At 64.7% G+C, this 22,838-nt stretch carries 17 protein-coding genes; 12 read left to right on the forward strand and 5 right to left on the reverse strand.

Translation table 11 applies throughout. The features are described 5' to 3' along the window. Positions 1–42: 42 nt before the first annotated feature. The 12 genes from ACIBG5_RS32495 to ACIBG5_RS32550 all read left to right on the forward strand — a co-directional run bounded on the left by ACIBG5_RS32495 (position 43) and on the right by ACIBG5_RS32550 (position 17,595). On the forward strand, positions 43–1,023 hold the full coding sequence (locus ACIBG5_RS32495; RefSeq protein WP_396395337.1) for an ABC transporter permease: 981 nt from the start codon (positions 43–45) through the stop codon (positions 1,021–1,023). Between the two features lies 1 nt (position 1,024). After that, complete coding sequence (locus ACIBG5_RS32500; protein WP_396395338.1) at positions 1,025–1,969, forward strand: ABC transporter permease; 945 nt, start codon at positions 1,025–1,027, stop codon at positions 1,967–1,969. After that, complete coding sequence (locus ACIBG5_RS32505; protein WP_396395339.1) at positions 1,966–4,092, forward strand: dipeptide ABC transporter ATP-binding protein; 2,127 nt, start codon at positions 1,966–1,968, stop codon at positions 4,090–4,092. Before ACIBG5_RS32500 ends, ACIBG5_RS32505 begins: the two co-directional genes overlap by 4 nt. Positions 4,093–4,195: 103 nt before the next feature. Next, positions 4,196–5,920, forward strand: a complete 1,725-nt coding sequence (locus tag ACIBG5_RS32510) for an ABC transporter family substrate-binding protein (RefSeq protein ID WP_396395340.1) — start codon at positions 4,196–4,198, stop codon at positions 5,918–5,920. A gap of 53 nt (positions 5,921–5,973) precedes the next feature. Further along, entirely contained in the window at positions 5,974–7,746 is a 1,773-nt protein-coding gene (locus tag ACIBG5_RS32515; RefSeq protein ID WP_396395341.1) for a gamma-glutamyltransferase family protein, read from the forward strand. An 18-nt stretch (positions 7,747–7,764) separates the two neighbouring features. Further along, positions 7,765–9,714: a glycoside hydrolase family 127 protein gene (locus ACIBG5_RS32520; RefSeq protein ID WP_396395342.1), complete on the forward strand. Its 1,950-nt coding sequence runs from the start codon at positions 7,765–7,767 to the stop codon at positions 9,712–9,714. Positions 9,715–9,736: 22 nt separating this feature from the next. Next, complete coding sequence (locus ACIBG5_RS32525; protein ID WP_396395343.1) at positions 9,737–11,032, forward strand: alpha/beta fold hydrolase; 1,296 nt, start codon at positions 9,737–9,739, stop codon at positions 11,030–11,032. Beyond that, positions 11,029–12,474: an aminopeptidase P family protein gene (locus ACIBG5_RS32530; protein ID WP_396395344.1), complete on the forward strand. Its 1,446-nt coding sequence runs from the start codon at positions 11,029–11,031 to the stop codon at positions 12,472–12,474. The genes ACIBG5_RS32525 and ACIBG5_RS32530 overlap by 4 nt, the downstream gene beginning before the upstream one ends. An 11-nt stretch (positions 12,475–12,485) precedes the next feature. Beyond that, the gene (locus tag ACIBG5_RS32535; RefSeq protein WP_396395345.1) at positions 12,486–13,190 is read left to right on the forward strand and encodes a GntR family transcriptional regulator; all 705 of its coding nucleotides are present in this window, start codon (positions 12,486–12,488) and stop codon (positions 13,188–13,190) included. Between the two features lie 37 nt (positions 13,191–13,227). After that, the gene (locus tag ACIBG5_RS32540; protein WP_396395346.1) at positions 13,228–14,703 is read left to right on the forward strand and encodes a S10 family peptidase; all 1,476 of its coding nucleotides are present in this window, start codon (positions 13,228–13,230) and stop codon (positions 14,701–14,703) included. Next, complete coding sequence (locus ACIBG5_RS32545) at positions 14,696–16,372, forward strand: DUF885 domain-containing protein (protein ID WP_396395347.1); 1,677 nt, start codon at positions 14,696–14,698, stop codon at positions 16,370–16,372. Before ACIBG5_RS32540 ends, ACIBG5_RS32545 begins: the two co-directional genes overlap by 8 nt. Beyond that, a complete protein-coding gene (locus ACIBG5_RS32550; protein ID WP_396395348.1) occupies positions 16,369–17,595 on the forward strand; it encodes an amidohydrolase family protein in 1,227 nt (408 codons plus the stop codon). The genes ACIBG5_RS32545 and ACIBG5_RS32550 overlap by 4 nt, the downstream gene beginning before the upstream one ends. Positions 17,596–17,718: 123 nt before the next feature. Here the strand turns inward: ACIBG5_RS32550 and ACIBG5_RS32555 are convergent, their stop codons facing one another. Genes ACIBG5_RS32555 through ACIBG5_RS32575 form a run of 5 tightly spaced genes read right to left on the reverse strand, consistent with a single transcriptional unit; the run spans position 17,719 to position 22,838 of the window. After that, positions 17,719–19,119 carry an ABC transporter substrate-binding protein gene (locus ACIBG5_RS32555; RefSeq protein WP_396395349.1) on the reverse strand — a complete coding sequence of 467 codons (1,401 nt, stop codon included), beginning with the start codon at positions 19,117–19,119 and terminating at the stop codon, positions 17,719–17,721. Between the two features lie 46 nt (positions 19,120–19,165). Then, positions 19,166–19,936, reverse strand: a complete 771-nt coding sequence (locus tag ACIBG5_RS32560; protein ID WP_396395374.1) for a sugar phosphate isomerase/epimerase family protein — start codon at positions 19,934–19,936, stop codon at positions 19,166–19,168. Positions 19,937–19,938: 2 nt separating this feature from the next. After that, positions 19,939–20,931 (reverse strand): Gfo/Idh/MocA family protein, encoded by a 993-nt coding sequence (locus ACIBG5_RS32565; protein WP_396395350.1) that lies wholly within the window; start codon positions 20,929–20,931, stop codon positions 19,939–19,941. Between the two features lie 33 nt (positions 20,932–20,964). Beyond that, positions 20,965–21,882 carry a carbohydrate ABC transporter permease gene (locus ACIBG5_RS32570; RefSeq protein WP_396395351.1) on the reverse strand — a complete coding sequence of 306 codons (918 nt, stop codon included), beginning with the start codon at positions 21,880–21,882 and terminating at the stop codon, positions 20,965–20,967. After that, the gene (locus ACIBG5_RS32575) at positions 21,879–22,838 is read right to left on the reverse strand and encodes a carbohydrate ABC transporter permease (protein ID WP_396395352.1); all 960 of its coding nucleotides are present in this window, start codon (positions 22,836–22,838) and stop codon (positions 21,879–21,881) included. Before ACIBG5_RS32575 ends, ACIBG5_RS32570 begins: the two co-directional genes overlap by 4 nt.

Below are 22,838 nucleotides of genomic sequence, written 5' to 3' on the forward strand. Positions count from 1 at the left end.
GGAAGTGAAGGCAGACAGCGATGCCCCATGGGAGTTGCCTAAGTGGTTAAATACTTGGCTCGCCGCATCGGCGGTTGGTTGCTGATGGTTATCGTGGCAACCAACATCACCTACTTCTTGGCCAATGCGTTTCTTGATCCGCGCACACTGTTCGTCGGTCGGCGGCCACCGCTGACGGAGAAGCAAGTCGACACCTTGCTGCAGGCGAACAACCTGAATAGTCATGAGAGCATCTTCCTGCGGTGGTGGACGTGGGCGAAGGACATCGTTCTGCACTGGGACTGGGGAAACAGCCCTACTGGCGATCCGGTGAACGGCGAAATCGCCTTCCGCATCGGTGTGAGCGCCGAGTTGCTGCTGGGTGCCTTCGTGCTGTACACGGTCATCGGCATCAGCCTGGGCATCTACAGCGCATCCCGGCAGTACAAGGTGCCGGACCGCATCGTCCAGGCGACCTCGATCATCACCTTGAACATACCGGTCGTGGTGATGTCGCTGGCGATCGTGCTGGCCGCAATCTGGGTCAACCAGAAGGTCGGCATCCGAATGTTCTACGTGACCGGGTCGTCGTCGGCTGATGCCCACGGGTTCGGCAAGATCATCGACCTGCTACAACATCTGACGCTGCCGACGATCTCACTGGTGATCATCAGTTACGCAGGTACTCAGATGCTGCAACGATCGTTGCTGTTGGACACCATATCCGCCGACTATGTGCGAATGGCACGCGCCAAGGGATTGACCAAGGCGCAAGCGATCCGCAAGCACGCGTTACGGACATCGTTGATTCCGGTCGCCACTCAAGTGGCCTTCTCGATTCCTGGACTGTTCACCGGGGCGGTGCTGACCGAGACGATCTTCAACTGGCAGGGCATGGGCCAGTACTTCATCGACACGCTGAACAAGATGAACATCAACGGAGTGGTCGCGGTCGCGGCCTTCGGCGCCATGATGACGGCCATCGGAGCAGTCCTCGCCGATATCGCCGTTGTCGTCCTGGATCCGAGAGTGCGGGTGCATTGAGATGAGCGTCAATGACGTCCAAGACCAGCTGGCGGCGGGCGCGCTGGAGCGAGAGGACTCGACCGGCGCGACGGCGACGAGTACACGGAAGCGGTTGTCGCGGAGGGAGCTCTATACCCGCCGGTTTCTGCGGAACCGTCCGGCGGTGGCGGGCCTGATCATCTTCGCCGTGATCGTCCTGTTCTCGATCTTTGGAGGATTGGCTGCCCAGCACAGCTATTTGGAGACCGACTTCCTGAATCTCTCGGCGCCGCCATCCGCCGATCATTGGTTCGGCACGAATAATGCTGGAAACGACCTGTATGCAGAAACGGTTCACGGTCTGCAGCGCTCGTTGATCATCGCGCTGATTGTCTCGACCGGTACGACTGTGATTTCTGCGGTCGTTGGGGCCGCGGCAGCGTACTTCGGGGGTTCTCTTGAGCGTGTGGTGCTGGGCGTCATCCACTTCCTCATGGTTGTTCCGACCTTCTTGATCCTGGCTCTTTTCTCGAACCGGTCCGGTGGCAGTTGGATCGTGATCGCCGTCATCATGTTATTGGTCAATTGGTTCTGGCCTGCCCGCGTCGTCTGGACATTGTCATTGTCTGTTCGCGAACGCGATTATGTCAGCGCGTCGCGCTATATGGGGGTGTCCGGATTGCGCATCGTCGTTCGGCATATAATCCCAAATATCGGCTCGCTGCTCATTATTCAATTCACTCTGGGAGTTGTTGGCGCGGTGCTGTCGGAGACCGGACTGTCGTTCATCGGATTCGGTGTCAAGCCGCCCGATGTCTCGCTGGGAGCCCTGATCGGCGGCGGCGCGGACACGGTGTCGAGCGCGCCCTGGCTGTTCTACTTCCCAGCAGCCGCTCTGACCTTGTTGACGGTGTCGATGGCATTGGTCTCTGACGGCCTGCGGGATGCCTTCGATCCCACCTCCGCGGCGGGGGGCCGCGCATGACCGTGACGAAGATTGTCGACCTGCCGCAGTCCAGTCAGTCCGATGCGCTGCTCGCAGTTCGGGACCTGCGGGTGAGTTTCCCGTCCGAAGCCGGCCGGGTGGACGCCGTTGCCGGAGTCTCGTTCGACCTGCAACCCGGTCGTACGCTGGGCATCGTCGGCGAGTCCGGTTCGGGTAAGTCGGTGACCTCGCTGGCGATCATGGGGCTGCTGAACGATGCCGCTTCGGTGCACGGATCGATCACGCTCGGCGGCCGGGAGCTGCTCGGGCTGGACGACCGCGCCATGTCGAGGATCCGTGGCAAGGACATCTCGATGGTCTTCCAGGATCCGCTGTCCACATTGACCCCGGTCTTCACCATTGGTGACCAGCTGGTCGAGGCTCTGACGATCCACGGCACCATGGGGAGACGTCAGGCAGCCGAACGGGCCGTCGAGTTGCTTCGGCTGGTCGGGATCCCGCAACCGGAGAGCCGGTTGAAGTCCTTCCCCCACGAGTTCTCCGGCGGCATGCGGCAGCGAGTCGTGATCGCGATCGCGATCGCGAACAACCCGCAGGTGATCATCGCCGACGAGCCGACGACGGCGCTGGACGTAACCATTCAGGCCCAGATCCTGCAGGTGCTCAAGCGCGCCCAGGACGAGACGGGTGCTGCAGTAATCATGATCACGCACGACATGGGCGTGGTGGCCAGCGTCGCGGATGACGTCGTCGTGATGTACGCCGGCCGACCGGTCGAGCATGCCTCGGTCTATGAGGTCTTCGCCAAGCCGAGGATGCCCTACACGATCGGGCTGCTGGCCGCGATTCCGCGAGCCGATCGTCGTGACGCGCAGTCTCTGGTGCCGATCCAAGGTAACCCTCCGATCCTGATCAACCTGCCCGACCAGTGCCAGTTCGCAGACCGCTGCCCGATCGCGATTGATGCCTGCCGAGACGAGGTTCCGCAACTCGAGGCGGTCCTGAACGGCTCGAACGATGACAACGGCCTCGGGCATGATCGCGACTCCGAGCACCAGGTTGCCTGTGTCCGTGCCGCTGAGATCGGAGACGGTGGCACGATCAAGGGTCGGCCGATCTTCCCGGTCCCGGAGATCGCCGCAAGTGATCTCGCGCAGGTTCCCCGTGGTGAGCGGAAGCCGGTGCTGGCTGTTGACAACCTGGTCAAAGAGTTCCCGCTGTTGAAGGGCGCAGTTCTCAAGCGACGGATCGGGACGGTCTATGCGGTCAACGGCATCTCCTTCGACATTCGCGAAGGGGAGACGATGGCGATCGTCGGGGAGTCTGGCTGTGGCAAGACGACCACCCTGTTGGAGATCATGGAGTTGGCACCCCAGCACGGGAGCGACATCCAGATCGACGGTCGCAGCGTCACGGGCCTGAACAAGCGTGAGATCAGGACTGTCCGCCGCGACCTGCAGATCGTCTTCCAGGATCCCATGGGTTCACTCAATCCGCGATCGACCGTATTCGACCTGATCGCGGAGCCGATGCGGGCATTCCGCTACTCCTCCGGCGAGGTCGAGAAGCGGGTCGAGGAACTGATGGATCTGGTTGGCCTCAATCCGGAGCACAGCGACCGGTTTCCGGCTGCGTTCTCCGGCGGGCAGCGGCAGCGGATCGGCATCGCGCGAGCTCTGGCGACCAATCCGAAGCTGATCGTGCTGGACGAACCGGTATCGGCCCTGGACGTCTCCATTCAAGCCGGGGTCATCAACCTTCTGGAAGAGCTGAAGGCAAAGCTCGGCATCTCATTCCTGTTCGTGGCGCACGACCTGTCGGTGGTGCGGCACATCGCCGACCGGATCGGTGTGATGTATCTGGGCAAGTTCGTCGAGTACGGCGAGGTTGACGCAGTCTTTGAGGATCCACAGCACCCGTACACGGCGGCGCTGCTGTCGGCGATCCCACTGCCAGACCCGGTGAAGGAACGCACCCGGGAACGGATCCTGCTGACCGGTGACCTGCCGAGCCCGATCGACAATTCGCCGGGGTGCCGGTTCGTCAGCCGCTGCCAGCTCCACCAAAGTCTCGAACCGGATCGTCAGGCGCGCTGTCGGGACGAGACACCTGCACTCACTGGTGTTGACGGTGCGCATGTCAATGCATGCCACTGGCGGTGACGAGTGTCTTTGTGCTGTCACGCCGATGCTGGGATTCACGACCGAAAGAGGAGCCGGGTGGTCACCCGTAGACCCCGGCCCGCCGGAAGGAAGGAGACAAGAGATGGAACTTCGTAATGGGGCCTTCGGTGTGGCAGCCGGTGCGCTGGCTGTTGTGCTGACGATGTCGGCGTGCTCGGCCAGCAAAGGCAACGGCGCCGGCAACGGCGATGACGACACGAAGAAGCTTGCCAACACGTTCAGCGTGGACTGGAATCCGCAGCCGCGGGACAAGATCAAAGATGGTGGCACCGTGACGATCCCAGTCACGGAGATTCCCTCCCAGGAGAACACGATGGCTGTCGGTACGACGACAGCGAGCGCGGCGATCTGGAACTGGTACAACCCGCAATTGACGTTCTTGACGCCGGAGGGCAAGTGGTCGTACAACAAGGACTATCTGTCCGACGTCAGCCGCTCGGAAAAGGGCGGCAGCACGGTCGTCACGTACACCCTCAATCCCAAGGCCGTCTGGAATGACGGCACTCCGATGACGTGGAAGAGTTTCGAGCTGACCTGGAAGTCCTGCAACGGGTCGGATTCGAAATACCAGACGACCAGCGACTGCTCGAACGTCACATCGGTGAAGCAGGGCGTGAATGACCGGCAGGCCGTGGTCACCTATGACGGCCCGTACGCCTGGTGGCAGAGCGGGTTCGGGGCGATTCTGAATCCGCACGTCACCAACTCTGACATCTTCAACAATGCCTACCAGAACAAGTTGCAGGAGGCCTGGGGTGCCGGGCCGTACACGGTGGCCAGTGCGAACTTCAAGGCCGGCCGGATCGTGTTCAAGCGCAACCCGAGGTGGTGGGGAAACAAGGGCAAGCTGGATCAGGTCGTCTATCAGCAGATGGAGGAGACCGCCGAGATCAACGCGTTCAAGAACGGCGAGGTTGATCTGGCGACGACGGCTACCAAAGACCGGCTGACCCAGGTCCAGGGAATGTCGGATGTCACCGTCCACCGGTCGACGTCGAACGGCATCAGCCTGTTGATTCTCAACGCGTCTCGTCCGCAGTTGAAGGATGTCAATGTGCGGAAGGCGATCTTGGAAGGGATTGACCGCACGACCTTGGCCAAGATCCAGTACAACGGCCTCGGGTACACCGGCGCGGTCGGCGGATCGTTGATCTTGCTGCCCTTCCAGAACGGCTATTCCGATTCGGCCGGCAACGCCGGCTACAAGTTCAGCACCGATGAGGCGAACAAACTGCTCGACGCGGCCGGCTGGAAGATGGGCGCCGACGGCGTCCGCGAAAAGGACGGACAGAAGCTCACGATCCAGTTCCCGTTGTCCGGAGACGATCCGAGCACCGTCGCCCAGGGCAAGGCGATCATCTCCATGGAGAAGGAGATCGGCGTCCAGGTCAACATCAAGCAGATTGCCAGCGCGGACTTCATCAAGACGCTCACCGGCCACGACTGGGACGCATTCATGTCCGGCTTCTCCATGAGTGACCCGTACGGAGCAAACTACATGTGCTACTTCTACTGCTCCCCGGCCGCCGGCCAGGCAGCGGCCGGCAACAACAGTGCCGCCGGTACCAAGGCACTGGACACGCAGATGCGGGCACTGGCCAAGATCCCGGACCCGGACAAGCAGACCCAGGCGGCGATGAAACTCGAGTCCGATTGGTACCAGCAGACCTGGGGTGAGCTGCCGACCGTCAACGGCCCCGCGGTGGTCACGACCAAGAAGGGATTGGCCAACCTCGCACCGGTTCCGTTCTTCGGGCTGGCCGCCTACGGCTCGGTTCCGGTGGAGGACTTCGGCTGGGAGAAGTGATCCTGTTTCAGGTGTCCATGTGCATCACTGCAAGATCAATCGAAGGAATCCCCTTGTTCACAACGCGTCCTGAGCTGGTCGGCGATGTTGGGATGGTGGCCAGTACGCACTGGCTGGCCTCTCAGACCGGGATGTCCGTGCTGGAGCGCGGTGGCAATGCCGCCGACGCGGCAGTGGCTGCCGGGTTCGTGTTGCAGGTGGTCGAGCCGCACCTGAACGGGCCGGGTGGCGACGTGCCGATCCTGTTGTGGTCCGAAGTCGATCAGAAGGTGTCTGTCGTCTGCGGACAGGGCGTCGCTCCCGACGCCGCTACGGGCGAACGGCTACGCGATCTCGGGCTGGACATCATGCCCGGGACCGGTCACCTGCCCACTGTCGTACCGGGCGCGTTCGGTGCGTGGATGACGTTGTTGCAGCAGTGGGGCACCTGGTCGGTACGCGATGTGCTCGAACCAGCCATCCACTACGCGCGCGACGGCCACCCGCTGCTGCGACGGGTGAGCGACGCGATCGGCACCGTCCAGCAGCTGTTCACCGAGCACTGGCCGACGTCGGCGGAGACCTGGTTGCCCGGAGGCTCGGTCCCGATGGCCAATTCACGCTTCAAGCGGCCGGCGCTCGCGGCCACGTACGAACGGATCATCGCCGAATCGGCTGCCGCGGGCGGCACCCGGAACCAGCAGATCGATGCCGCGAAGAACGCCTGGTACAGAGGTTTCGTTGCCGAGGCGATCGAACGCTACTGCACCAGGACGCCGGTGATGGATACCACCGGCGAGGCACATGTCGGTCTGATGACCGCAGATGATCTTGCCCGGTGGGATGCGGCGGTCGAGGAACCGGTGACGTTCGACTACCACAACTACACGGTGTGCAAGACCGGGCCGTGGGGTCAGGGCCCGGTGTTCCTTCAGCAGTTGGCGCTGTTGCAGGGATTTGATCTCGAGTCGATGAAGCCGGGCAGTGCGGACTGGGTGCACAGCATCATCGAGGCGGGAAAGCTTGCGTACGCCGACCGCGAGGCCTGGTACGGAGACCCTGCCTTCGTCGACGTACCACTGGCCGACCTGCTGAGCCCCGGTTACAACGACGACCGCCGGACGTTGATCAGCGACAAGGCGTCGTTCAGCCTTCGTCCGGGCAACCCTGGCGGGCGTAGGCCGATGATGCCTGCCTACCCGGACTCGCCGCAGATCGACGCCGCGGGTGCGGGTGAGCCGACGATCAGCGCTGCCGGAGAGGTGCGTGGTGACACCTGCCATCTCGACGTCGTAGACAGCTCCGGGATGATGATCGCCGCGACCCCGAGTGGTGGCTGGTTCCAGGCGTCGCCGACGGTCCCGGACCTGGGTTTCTGCTTGAGCACCCGCGGCCAGATGTTCTGGGTCGAGCAGGGCCTGCCGAATTCGATCGCACCGGGGAAGCGTCCGCGGACGACCTTGACGCCGTCGCTCGCCCTCCGGGATGGCAAGCCCTGGCTCGCCTTCGGTACGCCCGGTGGTGATTTCCAGGATCAGTGGACGCTGCACTTCTTCCTCAACGTCGTGCACGGAGGACTGAATCTGCAGGAGGCGATCGATCAGCCGGAGTTCCACTCGATCCATATGCCGAATTCGTTCTATCCCCGGGACACGCACCTGGGCCAGTTGCTGATCGAAGGCAGGTTCGATCCGGCCGTGATCAAGGAGCTGGAGCGTCGTGGGCACGGCGTGACGGTCCGCGGCGACTGGGCCATGGGGTACGTCAGCGCGGTGGCGCGAGAGGGTGACTGGCTCAAGGCCGCCGCGAACCCGCGCGGCATGCAGGGATACGCGGTCGGACGCTAGCGATCAAGGAGCAGATCAGTGACGATCACGTCAACCAATGATGCCGGGACACGGCGAGGGCCGGCGGTGGCCGCAACGGGCCGATACGGCCGCGGACTCGGTCGGCAGCACGTCACGCTCGGGGACGGGCTGCTCAGTGACTGGCAGTTGCGCAATGCCGAGGTAACAGTCCCGCACACGCTGGAGCAACTCAGTAGGGCGGGAAACCTGCACAACTTCCGGCGGTTGATCGGCGAGGCCGATGGGCCGTACCGCGGTCGCTATGCGTTCCTGGATACCGATATCTACAAGACACTGGAAGGGCTGGCCTACCTGGCCGATGACCAGCGACAGCCGGGTGTCCAGGAGTTCATCACTGAATCCATCCGGCTGATCGGCGCAGTGCAGGCGCAGGACGGATACATCGGAACCTTCTACCAGGCGACCGACCGGACCAAGGAGCCCTGGTCCGACCTGACCTGGGGACACGAGTTGTACAACCTCGGTCATCTCATCCAGGCTGCCGTCGCTCTGCGGCGCCAGTCCGGGGATGACACGCTGCTGGAGGTCGCAGTACGGTTCGCCGACCTGGTCTGGCAGCGCTATGGCGAGGACGGGGAGCCCAGGTACTGCGGGCATCCCGAGATCGAGATGGCGCTTGTCGAGCTCTTCCGCGAGACCGGCGACGAACGCTGGCTGTGTCAGGCGGAGCTCTTCGTCGAGCGTCGTGGCAGCGGCGGGCTGGTGCATTCGATCTTTCCCGCGGAGTACTTCGCTGACCACGTACCGCTGCGCGAGATGGAGTCGGTGACCGGTCACGCGGTTCGGATGATGTATCTGGCGGCGGGCGCCACCGATGTCGCCCTCGAGCGGGGCGACGCCGGCATTCTGGCCGAACTCGAACGGCTCTTCGACGACATGGTTGCCGGCAAGCTCTATCTCACCGGTGGGCTGGGGTCCCGGCACACCGACGAGGCGATCGGTGATCGTTTCGAGCTGCCCAGCGATCGGGCGTACGCCGAGACCTGCGCGGCGATCGGTGCCATGCAGTGGGCCTGGCGGCTGTTCCTGGCCACCGGGCGGTCGGACGTTCTGGACGTCTTCGAACGTGTGCTCTACAACGCTTACGCAGTCGGGATCTCCGCAGACGGTGCCGCCTTCTTCTACGACAATCCACTGCAACGACGCCCTGATCACTCCCAGCGCAGTGGCGCCGAGTCCGGCGGCGAAGTCCTCCGTCGCAGTTGGTTCGGCTGCCCCTGCTGCCCGCCCAACGTGATCCGCTGGATGGCCGAACTCCAAGATCATCTCGCCCTGGCCGATGATCATTCGCTGACCCTGGCGGTGCTGGCCTCGGCGACCATATCTTCGCCCGCACTGGATGTCACGGTGCAGACGGCCTATCCCTGGGACGGGACCGTGACTGTCACCGTCGATCGTGCCGGCGACGGCCCTGCACTGGTCAGGGTCCGGGTTCCGGCCTGGAGTGGCGCCGTCAAGATCACGCTGAACGGTGTCGAGCAGTCCACCCCCATCGTCGACGGCTGGCTTGTCGTGAACCGCACTTGGCTGGCCGGCGACGTGCTGCAACTGACCATGCAGCTGCCGGTCCGGATCATGGAACCGCATCCACACCTGGACGCGGTCCGGGGCACGGTCGCCGTGACCTGCGGACCGCTGGTCTACTGCCTCGAGCAGTGCGACGTCGGATTCGGAGTTGATGACGTCGTCCTCGACCCGGCCGCAGTCCCCGGTGATCATCATCCTCAGGTCAATGGGCAGCCGGAGGACCCGGTCGATGCCGGGATCGCCGTTCCGGTGACTTCCGCGCCGACGGCCGGACGGGAGCTGTACACCGAGTTCCGGATAGCCGACGAGAGCCCCGCCACCGATCCGCCGACGGCCCGGACCCGGGCGATCTTCACGCCCTACTTCCTGTGGGGCAACCGGGGCGCACACCCGATGAGGGTCTGGCTCCGCCTCTCCTGACCTGCCAACCCGGAAGGATCACATGCCTGACGTCATCGCTGAGTACACGCACCCGGGTGTCCACGTCACCGAGCGCACGATCAGCGTCCCGCTGGACTGGGACCAACCGAACGGCGAACAGATCACCGTTTTCGTACGAGAGTTGGTCGATCCGCCTCGCCGCCGGGATGATCTCCCGCTGCTGGTATATCTGCAGGGCGGACCGGGCGGAAAGTCACCCCGGCCGGTCGGAAAGTCCGGCTGGCTCGGTGTGGCGCTGGAGCGGTACCGGGTCGTACTGCTCGACCAGCGAGGAACTGGGCGTAGTACACCGATCGATGCCGTGTCGATCCAGCGGCGGGGAACCCCGGCCGAGCAGGCGGAGTTCCTGACCCGGTTCCGGGCTGATTCGATCGTCCGGGACGCCGAGGCCGTACGCACCAAGATCTACGGCGGGCGGCGGTGGGCGACGCTTGGGCAGAGTTTCGGCGGCTTCATCACGTTGACCTATCTGTCCTTCGCCCCGGACGGCTTGGCCGCCTGCTATGTGACCGGTGGCATCCCGGGAGTGCCGCCGGTCGCAGCCGAGGTATACCGGCGCACTTTCCCGAGGGTGATCGCCAAGACCAGTGCCTACTACAAGCGTTACCCCCACGATGTCGCCACCGTCTCGGCCATCGCTGATCGCCTCGCCGCCGGTGACGTCGTGCTGCCGGACGGCGATCGGCTCAGCGTGCAACGATTCCAGTCGATCGGCGGTGATCTTGGGTTCGGTCCCGGAGCAGAGCGCCTGCACTGGCTGATCACCGAGGCGTTCGCCGAGCCGGATCGGCTGTCTGATGACTTCCTGCAACAGGTGCAGGTGCGGACCGCGCAACGTGGCGGGCCACTGTTCTGGACGCTGCAGGAGTCGATCTACGGCGAAGGCGACAACGGTCCGATCGGCTGGGCCGCGGAGACCGAGGCCGCCAATCATCCGGAGTGCTCCCCAGATGCCAGGCCGCTGCACTTCACCGGGGAGATGACCTATCGGTGGATGTTCGACGAGATTGCGGCTCTTCGTCCCTTTGCTGCCGCAGTCGATCAACTGGCCCGGCGTACCAGCTGGTCGCGGCTCTACGACACCGATCGGCTGGCCGCCAACGAGGTACCGGTGGCGTGCGCGGTCTACCACGACGACATGTTCGTCGACTCCGGACTGCAGCTCCAGACCCTGACCGGAGTCGGTAACAGCCGGGCCTGGGTCAGCAACGAATGGGAACACGACGGGGTCGGCGACGTACGCGTCCTGCGTGGCCTGCTCGAGCGGATCGACGATGACGGAGGCGAGCGACGATGAGTACATCCACAACCAATGATCACAAGATTCCGTATCTGGGAACCCGGCCGCCGCGGCTGACCACGGTGCCGGCGTTCGTCGACAACATTGGCCGCGGCTGGGAGGGCCGGACGATCCCGGCACCGGCCATCGACGGTGCTGCCGCGTCGGCGGCCGCACATCGCGACCGTCTGCGCGCAGCCCTGCCGGGCAAGCTGGTGCTGGTGGCAGCGGGCCGCGCGCCGGTCCGCGTCAATGACACTTCCTACGACTTCCGGGCCGACAGCGATTTCCTCTGGCTGACCGGCGTCGGCATCGAGGACGCGTACCTGCTCGTCGGCTCGGATGCGTCAGCGGACACGCTGTTCATGCCACCGCCGTTCCGGCCTGGCGAGACCGGCTTCTTCTCCGATGCCTCGCACGGGGAACTCTGGGTCGGGCCGTCAGCCGGGATCACTGAGTGGTCCCAGGCACTGGGCATCACCGTCCGTCCGGGCACGGAGCTGGAATCGGCAATCTCCGGAGCCGGCACGGTTCTGGCCGGCCGCCGGGTGCCGGCCACGGAGTTGGCGGTGGAACGCTCCGAAGTCCTGGATCGAGTCTGTTCCGATCTTCGCCGGATCAAGGACGACTGGGAGATCGGCCAACTCCGGTACGCCATCGATCAGACCGTTGAGGGCTTCGCTGCGGTGGCCCGGGAGATCCCGGCGGCGATCGGAGCACGTGGGCCGGTGCGTGGCGAGCGCTGGCTGCAGGGCACCTTCGATCGGTACGCTCGGGCGGTCGGCAAGGGGCCGGGTTACTCGACCATCGTCGGTTCCGGTTCGCACGCCCCGATCCTGCACTGGGTGCGGTGCGACGGCCCGATCCACGAAGACCAGGCGTTGTTGCTGGACATGGGCGTGGAGGCGGACAGCGGCTACACCGCTGATGTCACCCGGACGTTGCCGGCCTCGGGAACCTTCAGCGCCGACCAACGGAGAGTTCACGATCTGGTCGAGCAGGCGCATCGCGCGGGACTGGCCCAGGTCCGTCCTGGCAACACCTACAGCGACTTCCACTTCGCGGCCATGGAAACGATTGCTCGTGGCCTGGAGGACTGGGGACTGCTGCCGGTCTCGGTCGACGAGGCCCTGTCGCCCGCAGGGCAACAGCATCGCCGTTGGTTGGTCTGCGGCATTGGTCACCATCTGGGGCTGGACGTCCACGATTGCTCGCAGTCGAGCTGGGAGACCTATCAGGGCGCTCCGCTCGAGCCGGATATGGTGCTGACCGTTGAGCCCGGCCTGTACTTCCATGCTCACGATCTGACGGTGCCGCCGGAGCTTCGGGGGATCGGTGTCCGGCTGGAGGATGATGTCCTCGTGACTTCCGAGGGGTCGGAAGTCCTGAGCGACGCGCTCCCGATCGACGCCGATGGGCTGGAGGTGTGGACGCGCGAGAGGCTCGACAAAGAATGGTAAGGAGTGGATGAATGGCTGCCCAGACGATTACCGGTTTCGCGCGGCTTCAGAAGCGGGAGTCGCTTCGCGATTCGGTGGGCAATGCCGTCCGAGCCGCGATTGTCTCCGGCGCGATGCGGCCGGGGGAGGTGCATTCAGCGCCGGCGATCGGCAACATGCTCGGCGTGTCGCCGACACCGGTGCGAGAGGCCATGCTGGACCTTGTACGCGAGGGCATGGTCGAGGCACTGCCCAACAAGGGCTATCGGGTAACGGAGATCAGCGACGCCGATCTCGACGCGATCGCGGCGGTGCGGCAACTGCTCGAACCGCCGGTCGTGGGTGAGCTCGCGACCACGATTCCGGTCGAAGAGCTACCACCGCTGCGGGACCTGGCTGAGGCGATCGTGGAGGCGGTCGACCGGGAGGATCTGGTCGGCTACATCGAGGCCGATCGGGTGTTCCATCTGTCGTTGCTCGGGCACGCGCAGAATCCGGTCCTGAGCAGCATCGTCTCCGAGCTTCGGACCCGGACCCGGCTTCTCGGCCTGAGGCCACTCCTGGAGTCCGGGCGGTTGCGAGCCTCGGCTGCCGAGCACCACGACCTCCTGGATCTGATCGAGGCGCGCGATGGTGCCGCCGCCGAGGCCCTGATGCACCGCCACATCGCCCACGTCCGCTCCGATTGGGCGGGTCCACGTGCCCGCGATGCCAACGACAAGATGTCAGGTTCCTGACTACAAGAACGACCTACAGCTGGGAGGACCGAACCAGGTGACGACCGAGAAGGTCAACGACGACAAGACCGAGGACGTCGGTGAGACCGAGGAACCGACCGACAACCTGGTCACCACGACGCACACCATCAGCGGTCCCGGCTGGGAGCTCGAGTACGAGACGATCACCGGCACGATGGTGATCAACGAGGAACTTGTCGAGGACGAGAAGTTCGCCGGTCACAAGCCGAAGGCCGAGGTCTTCGTCACGTCCTATGTCGCCAAGGGCGGTGACGGCGAACGGCCGGTGGTGTTCGCGTTCAACGGCGGGCCGGGCTCCAGCTCGGTCTGGCTGCACCTCGGGCTCTTCGGGCCGCGCCGGGTGCTGGCGGGCGATGTCGACGATCCACGGACCGCGCCGTACGGGCTCGCCGACAACGCCGAAACGCTGCTCCGGTACGCGGATCTGGTGTTCATCGATCCGATGACGACCGGCTACACGCGCGCGGTGGTGGGCGGCAAGCCGGCCGAATACCACGGCTATACCCGGGATCGTGATCTTGTCGGCGAGGTGATCAGGATCTGGCTCGGCCGGCACCAGCGCTGGCTGTCACCGAAGTTCCTGGCCGGCGAGTCGTACGGCACCACCCGGGCCGCCTCGCTGGCCGGCCACCTGGTCACCCGGCACGGCATCGCCCTGAACGGGATCATCCTGATCAGTGCGGTGCTGGACTTCGGCACCATCCGCTTCACCCACGGAAATGATCTTCCGTACGTGCACTTCCTGCCGACCTACGCGGCGACCGCCGCCTACCACCGGGGCCTCAGCACGGGTGAGGTGGAGGAGCGGATCGAACGGGCGCGGACGTTTGCCACCGAGATCTTCGCCCCAGCGCTGGCAAGGGGATCGCGGCTGTCGGCCGACGAGCGGGCCGCGCTGGCGAATGGCCTGTCGGACCTGATCGGCTTGGATCCCGGCTACATCGAACGAGCCCGGTTCCGGATCGAGCACATGCACTTCTTCGCCGAACTGTTGCGTGACCGTGGTCTGGACACCGGCCGGTTGGACACCAGGTTCACTTCTGTGCCGGCCAACCTCAACAACGAGGTGCAGGAGACCGACCCGTCGCACATGTTCATCTTCTTCCCGTACACCGCGGCGTTCAATCAGTACGTCCGCGCCGAGCTGGGGTTCCACAGTGATCTCGAGTACGAGATCCTGACCGGACGCGTACAGCCCTGGTCCTACAAGGAATTCGAGGGGCGAGCGGTGACGACCACGGACGAGTTGTCCGCCGCCCTGCGGGCTCAGCCCGACCTGCGGGTGTACGTCGGGTTCGGTTACTACGACGGCGCAACGCCGTTCTCGGCCAGCGAGTACGTCCTTGATCATCTCGACGTGCCGTCCGAGATCACCGACAAGATCGTCCGGAAGTACTATCCGGCCGGCCATATGACCTACGTACACGAGGAAGTCCGGGTCGCGCAGTCCGCCGACATCGCTGCCTTCGTGCTCGGGGAGAGCAATGAGTGATCAGTACGACAGCTTCAGCAAGATCGCCGAGGACGAATGGGCCTGGCGCCGGAAGGAGATCCCGGACCGGTCGCTCGACGAGCCGCTCGAGCCACGGCTGCCCGACGTCGGACCGGAGCGGCAGGAGTACCGGGCCGTCCGCTGGCGGGAGGTCGATGATCAACTCGAGAAGATCGACCGATCCCGGCTGACGCCCGAGCAGGCCGAGGATTTCGACGTCTACCGCTTCCAGATCAAGACCCTGATCGGCCGGCAGGCGTACCGGATGTTCGAACGGCCGGCCAATGCGGACTCCGCCTTCTGGATGGACCTGACCAGCCAATCCCGTCGCAGGCTCGGCTCGGCCGACGACGCCGGGACCTACGTCGAGTGGCTGCGGCAGGTCCCTGGTTACATCGATCAGAACATCGAGAACATGCGCGCGGGCGTCAAGCGTGGCTTCGCTCCGGCCCAGGTCTCCATGATCGGGAGGGAGGCGACGATCCGGTCGGTGGCGGAATCCCGGCCCGAGGACGTGAGCTTCGTCGAGCCGTTCGGGACGCTGCCCGAGACACTCGCCGGTCGCGAGCAGTTGATCACCGCCGGTCACGAAGTCATCGCCAGCGAGGTCCTGCCGGCGTTCCGCAGGCTCCTGGATTTCTTCACAAGTGAGTACTTTCCGGGACTACCGGTCGACATCGCGGCGGTCGATGGACCGGGTGGCGAGGAGTTCTACGCCTATCAGCTGCACGAGTACGCGACGACCGAGCTGACCGCCCGGCAGATCCACGAGATCGGCCTGGAACAGGTGGCCTCCCTCCGCGCCGAGATGGCCGAGGTCGCCGCCACGGTGGGGTTCGCCGATGCCGACGCGATGCTGGCGTTCATGCGTACCGACCCGAAGTTCTACGCGACCACGACGACGGAATTGCTGCGGTTCGCGGCCTGGCAGGCCAAGAAGTTCGACGCCGTGGCGCACCACTACTTCGGCCGGCTGCCGCGCATGCGATTCGGCATCGAGGAGCCGCCGCCAGACCTGGCGCCGTTCTACACCTTCGGCCGCGGCGGACCGCACCGCTACATCCTCAACACCTACAACCTGGCCGCCCGGCCGCTCTATTCGATCCCGGCACTCACCCTGCACGAGGCTGCCCCCGGGCACGCGTTCCAGATCCCGTTCGCCCACGAACAGACCCAGCACCCGGAGTTCCGGCAGAAGGTCTACATCTCGGCGTACGGCGAGGGCTGGGGACTGTACAGCGAACGGCTCGGCGTCGAGATGGGCATGTACGAGACGCCGTTCGAGCTGATGGGCATGCTCAGCTACCAGATGTGGCGCGCTGTCCGGCTGGTGATCGATCCCGGGATGCATGCGCTCGGCTGGAGCCGTGAGCGGGCGCAGGACTATCTCCGAGACAACACCGCGATCAGTGAGCATGAAATCGTCACAGAGGTCGACCGCTACATCGCCTGGCCAGGGCAGGCGACGGCGTACTACCTCGGAATGCTCAAGATCACCGAGGCCCGTCGCCGGGCCGAACACTCACTCGGCGCCGACTTCGACGTCCGGAACTTCCATGATCAGATCCTGTCGCTGGGCAGCGTGCCGCTGCCGGTGATCGACCACGCGATCGACAGCTTCATCGCCCGGGGCGGATCGTCGCCGTTCACCGACCCGGAGACGCGATGATCACCAGCATCAACAACGCCACGGTCCTCGACCTCACCGGAACCGAGGCGACCTTGGTCCCCGACCAGCAGCTCGTCATCGAGGATGATCGAATCCGGTCGGTCGGTGGCGCGCAGCAGCTGCATGATCGTGAGCTGATCACCATCGATGCGGGCGGCCGGGTGGTGCTGCCCGGGCTGATCGACGGTCATGTCCACGTCACCGCATACCAGGTGGACCTGGGCGCGCTGGAGGACGTTCCGGCGAGCTACCGGGCCTTCCGGGCAGCGGAGCTGATGCGCGGGATGCTGGATCGCGGGTTCACCACGGTCCGCGATGTCGGCGGCGCGGACTTCGGGCTGGCGCGGGCAGTCGGCGAGGGCCGGATCCCCGGTCCACGGCTGATCTTCGGTGGTCGCGCGCTCTCCCAGTCCGGCGGTCACGGCGACGGCCGACTGCCGGGCCGTGATCACCATGAGGATTGTTGTGAGTCCTTGAGCACCATCGCCGACGGCGTGGACGAGGTGCTCCGTGCCGCCCGGAACGAGCTCCGTCGCGGAGCCCAGCACATCAAGATCATGTTGGGTGGCGGCGTCGCGTCACCGACCGACAAGATCTCCGATGTGCAGTACTCGCCAGAGGAGATCCGGGCAGCCGTTCTGGCCGCGACCAACGCCGGAATGTACGTCGCCGGTCACGCCTATACGAACGCTGCCGTCCGCCAGGGTCTCGAGAACGGGGTCCGCTCGATCGAGCACGGTAACCTGATGGACGAATCTGTCTTCGGGCTCTTCGGCGAACGCGATGCCTTCTACGTCCCGACGCTGGTCGCCTACGACGCCATGGGCCGGGCGGGAACGTCGATCGGGCTGACGCGGGACAACGTACGGAAGAACGCCCAGGTCGTCGAGCGTGGTGTGGCCACCCTGGAGGCCGCCGACCGCGCCGGGCTCAAGATCGTCTTCGGTACCGACCTGCTGGGCGAACTGCAGTGTCAACAGAATCGCGAATTCGAGATCCGCAAGGACGTCCAGAGCGCCGAGTCGATCATCCGGTCCGCGACGACGGTCGCGGCGGAGTTGATCGGCATGGCCGGCGAGGTCGGTGTGCTGGTACCCGGCGCCGTCGCCGACCTGTTGATCATCGACGGCAACCCACTCGATGACGTCGGCCTGCTCGCCGATCCGGCCAGGAACCTCCGGGCGGTGATCGCCAACGGAACGATCCACCGATGCGACCTGTGATGATCAGTGGCCGGGGCGCCGGGACCGCGACAGGCCAAAAGCCGGCGAACTGTTCCCGGCCTCGCGCTACCACCCGTTCTTTGGCGAGGGCTCGGCGCGCTGGGGACGCCGAGCCGCCCGGAATCAGATCGAGTTCGGGATCGGGTACCTCCCCTGCAGGAGCGGCTGGATCTTCGCTTCCAGGCCGTCGAGCACTGCTTTGGCTGATGCCTTGCCGGTGGCGATCTGCTCGATCGCAGGCGTCAGTACCTCCTGGATAGCGGGAACGTTCTTGAGTACCTGGGTGAAGTCGCGGACCGAGTGGTTGAGCCGGTAGTCGACGGCCGCGGTGCGGTACTCGGGCGGGTGTACATCGTTCTTGGTCCAGGATTCGATCGAGGCGTCGTCGGAGTAGTACTTGGTCTCGACCGGCATCCAGAGCCCCTTCTTGAAGAGGTCGCTGTTGCTGCCGTCGACGCTGTAGGCGTAGAGCTCCATCGCTTGCTCCGGGTGTTTGGTGGTGGCCGACATGACCCGGCAGCTCCCGGCCTCCTGGGTGATCGGTTCCTGGTACGACGGCAGTACGCCGATGCCGTACTTGAGATTGCTCTCTCCCATGTCGAGCAGAGTCCACTGACCGTCGATCGCCATCGCAACCCGCTTGGTCTGCAACTGCACAGTGGTGGTCGGAGCGTTCCCGCCGTCGCCGCCACCGAGCTGCGCCGGGCTGGGGGCGACCCGGTGCTTGTAGACCAGGTCCTGCAGGTCCTGGAACACTTTGACGCACTCGGGACTGTTGAGCATGTACTTGGTGCCGGTCTCGTCGGCGACATCACCGCCGTTGCTGCGGATCAGCGGATACCACGTCCACTGGGTCGTCAACGGAGCCGAGATGCCGAACTGGCGGATGCTGTCGGGCTTGAAACCGGAGTCGCTCGGCTTCTTGCCGTTCTGGTCGAGGGTCAGGGCGGTCGCCGCCTCGAGCAGCTTGTCCCAGGACCACGCTTGGTCGGCCGTCGCCGGCGGGGTCATCGACGCGTCGGGTATCAGGTCCTTGTTGTACCAGAGCAGGCTGATCTCGCTGGCCGCCGGAGTCCCGGCGACCTTCTTGTCCCCGTACCAGAAGAAGTTCTGGGCCTTGCGGCCGGACAGCTGCGCGTACTTCTCGATGTAGGGGTAGATGTTGGCGATCTTGCCCTGCTCGGCCAGCCGGTACGCCGTCGGCGCCGCCATGTACGCCACGTCGGGAAGATTGCCGCTGGCAACGAGAGTGTTGACCTTCGTCTCGTAGTCGCCGGGCACGTGCACCGGCTGCACCTTGACGCCAGAGTGCGACTTCTGGAAGGCCTGCATCATCTGCTCGATCGCAGCCTTCTCGTTGGCGGAACCCCAGTACATGAACTGCAGGTTCGCCGTCCCGCCGCTGCTGCTCTTGGTGGTTGATTGCCCGCCGCAACCATAGAGGCCGAGCCCGGCGGCGCCGAGGGCGCCGAGGAAGGCTCGCCGGGACAGGCCGGACGGGATGGAACGTGGATCGGGTGGCATCGCTGTCTCCTTCGAACGCGATGGAAAGCTGATGGGAGGCGACGTGTCAGGCTCGAGAGACAGTCGTCGGCAGGTGCTGGGTCAGATAGTCCTGTGACACTTGCAGGCCCTCGACGATCTCGGCACGGCTCTCCTCGTCGACGCACAAGGTGACCCCGTCGTCGAGGCCGGCAATGGTGTCCAGGACACTCTGCAGATCCACGGATCCCTGCCCCAGCAGGCGGAACTCGTCGTCCTTGTAGTCTTTCAGGTGGATGTTGTCGAGCACGGACGCGAAATCGGTCAGTATGGCGGGGATGTCGGTGACCCCGGACCTCAACAGGTGCCCCGTGTCAACCGTGAGCCGCAGTGTGTTCTCGCGCACCGCGCCGAAGAACACCTCGAAATCGCGACGATGCATCACGGGCTCGCCGGTGTGGTGGTGCAGTGAGAGTGCCACGCCATGTACGGCGGCTTCCTCGGCGTGATCGGAGAGCTCACCCGCGAAGCGGATCAGGTCAGCGTCCTCCAACCCGTCCCGGGGAACGTCGTGGCACAATACGACCCGCGGAGAACCGACCGCGCCGGCGAACTGGATCATTCTGCGGAGCCGTTCTGTTCCCGCTTCGTCGAGCGGGTTCATGGTGATCAGGGACGAGACGTGTCCGGGCTCGGTGCCCCAGTCCTCGCGGAAGCGCTCGGCGCCGACGACTGGGTCGTCGAGGTAGTCGCCGTACTGGTTGCCCTTCAGTTGAAGGCCGGCGAACCCGAACGCGGGGTAGCGGTCGAACAGCAGCCGCTGCTGCTCGGCTCCGCGGGTGGGCTTGGAGAACGCCATCGTCACCACGGCAGACCATCCTTCAACTCGATCGGGGCGCCGGTGTCGGCGGAGCGGTACGCCGCATCCAGCAGGGCTACTGTTCGCAGGTTGTCGCGGCCGCTGTTGGCGGGCTCGACTCCGGTCTCCACGGCGGTCAGGAGGCGATCGAGCCCGAGGAACATTGCCTCCGACCGTTCGGGACCGACGAGCGGGTTGGGAAGCGTCTTGGTCTCGCCATCGCGGTGCAGGTGGGCTTCGGCGTACCCGAGTTGGAGCGTGCCCGTCGTACCGAAGACCAGTGTTTCGGTGCGTTCGACGCGGCTCGAGAAGCTCTGCAGGTAGGTGACGGGGGTGTCGCCGAAGAAGATCTGGACGCTGGCGTCGGTTTCACCGGCGCTGTCGACGGCAGGGGAGGAGAAGGTGCGCGCCGACAACCAGGTCGCTTCGCGTCCGAGCAGCACACGGAAGCCGTCGAACCAGTGGATGCCCATGACCGACAGCGCGTGGTGTTCCTGGGACAGGCGCCAGCCTTTGTCCTGCCTGAAAGTCAACTCCTGCTGGGAGATGGCGAGGACATCGCCGATCTCGCCCTGGTCGATCAGTTCACGACCGAGGCCGATGGCGTAGCTGTCGCGGAAGTTCTGGTTGACGGCGAGTTGGACGCCGGCGGCGGCGCAGGCGTCGACGATGGCGCGGGCATCGGCCAGGTCGAACGACAGCGGCTTCTCGACGAAGATGTGCTTTCCAGCGGCCGCGAGTTCCAGTACGGCGGACGTCCGGACGTGGCTCGGCGTACAGACGACTGCGACGTCCCAGCCGCCGGCTTCGATCATTTGGTCGACAGACTCGTAGGTGCGAGTGACCCCGAAGGTGTCGCGTACCCAGTCACGTCGTTCGGGGAGCGGGTCGCAGGCGGTGACGACTTCGACCCTGTCGGGATGCTTGGCGTAGCTGGTGAGGTGGGTGCGGGAGATGTTTCCCGCGCCGACGAGAGCGATCTTGTGTGCGGTCATGTGCCTTCCCGTGCAGTCGGCGGAAGAGTGTGGTCAGCCCTTGACCCCGGTCAGCGTGACGCCCTCGATGAGGTAACGCTGGGCGAAGAAGAACAGGATGATGATCGGCAGGATGGTCGTGGTTGCGGCCGCCATGAGGTAGCCCCACTGGGCGTTGTAGACGCCCTGGAAGGAGGCGAGGCCGAGGGCGAGGGTGAACTTGCTGCTGTCGTTGAGGTAGATCAGCGGATCGAGGAACTCGTTCCAGGTCCGGATGAAGGTGAAGATCCCGACGACCATCAATGCCGGCTTCGACAGCGGGACGATCACCTGCCAGAAGACCCGCCAGGGAGAGGCGCCGTCGATGTACGCCGCTTCGTCGAGTTCGTACGGAATGGTCAGGAAGAACTGCCTGAGCAGGAAGACGTTGAAGATCCCGCCGCCGGCGCCCCCGAGCCAGGCCGGCACGATCAACGGGTAGTACGTGTTGATCGCCTGGACCGTGTCCCACATCAGGAAGGTCGGCACCAGCAGGACCGCCTGGGGCAGCATCAGCCCGCTGAGCAGAATGCCGAACACGATGTTGCGCCCGCGCCACCGCAGCCGGGAGAAGCTGAAGGCGGCGATCGAACAGGTGAGCAGGGTCCCGACCACGGTGAAGATCTCGATGATCATCGTGTTCACGAAGTACCGGGCGAACGGCTGTGCGGTCAGCGCTCCGCTGAAGTTGGACCACTCGAAGGGCTTCGGAATCCACTCGGGCGGAGCGATGAACATCTGGTTGTTGTCCATCAGCGCGCTGCGGACGAGCCAGACGAAGGGCAGGACGGTCGGGATCACTCCGGCGATGAGCACGATGTAGAGGACGACCCTGCGCATTCGGCGGCGACGCTGATAGTCCGGCGCAGTGGTATTTCCAGGCGCAGAGGGCTTCTCTCCGGTCTTCGCGGAGACTGCTGTCAGGACGGTCATCGCGCAGCTCCCATCTCGTAATAGACCCAGCGGCTGGAGGAGCGGAACAGCGCGACGGTGATCACCATGACGAGCACGAACAGAGCCCACGCCAGCGCGCTGGCGTAGCCCATCTCGCTCTTCGTGAACGCCGTCGTGTAGAGGTAGTACACGTAGAAGGTCGAGGCGTTGTTCGGACCGCCCTGGGTCATGATGTACGCCTGGTTGAAGACCTGGAACGTCCCGATGATGCTGGTGACGAGGTTGTAGAACAGCACCGGCGTCATCATCGGCAGCGTCACGTGCCGGAACTGCCGCCACGATCCGCCACCGTCGATCGCGACGGCCTCGTAGAGATGCCGGGGCACCCCCTGCAACCCGGCCAGGAAGATCACCATGATGTTCCCGAAGCCCCACGTGCTCATCAGGATCAGCGACGGTACGACGGCCTCCTCGCTGAAGACCCAGTTGGACGTGGGCAACCCCAGTTGGCGCAGCGTGGAGTTGAGCAGACCGAAATCGGGATTGAAGATCCACAGCCACAACACGGCGTTCGCAACGCTCGGCACCAAGGTCGGCAGGTAGTAGACGGTTCGATAGACCCCGAGCCCGCGGACCTTCGCGTTGAGCAACATCGCGATCGCGAAGGCGACGATCAGCGTGAGCGGCACCGCTCCCAGCGTGTAGTACGTCGTGACGCCGAGCGACTTGAGAAAGAGCGGATCGTTCGTGAACATCTTGGTGTAGTTCTCGATGCCGACGAAGGAGGGCGCTGAGCCGATCGTCCAGTCGGTGAGGCTCAGGATTGCCGAGGCCGCCATCGGCACCAGGGTGAAGACGACGAAGCCGATGATCGCCGGCGCCGCGAGCAACAGACCCCACCGGCGCTCCAGCCTGGCCTGTCCGCTGACTCCGAACCGGCGTCTCTGTGTCGTCGGTGGCTCGGCAGAGCGACGTACCAAAGTGTCTTGGGTCAT

The organism is Kribbella sp. NPDC050241 (assembly GCF_044459685.1).
GTDB lineage: Bacteria > Actinomycetota > Actinomycetes > Propionibacteriales > Kribbellaceae > Kribbella.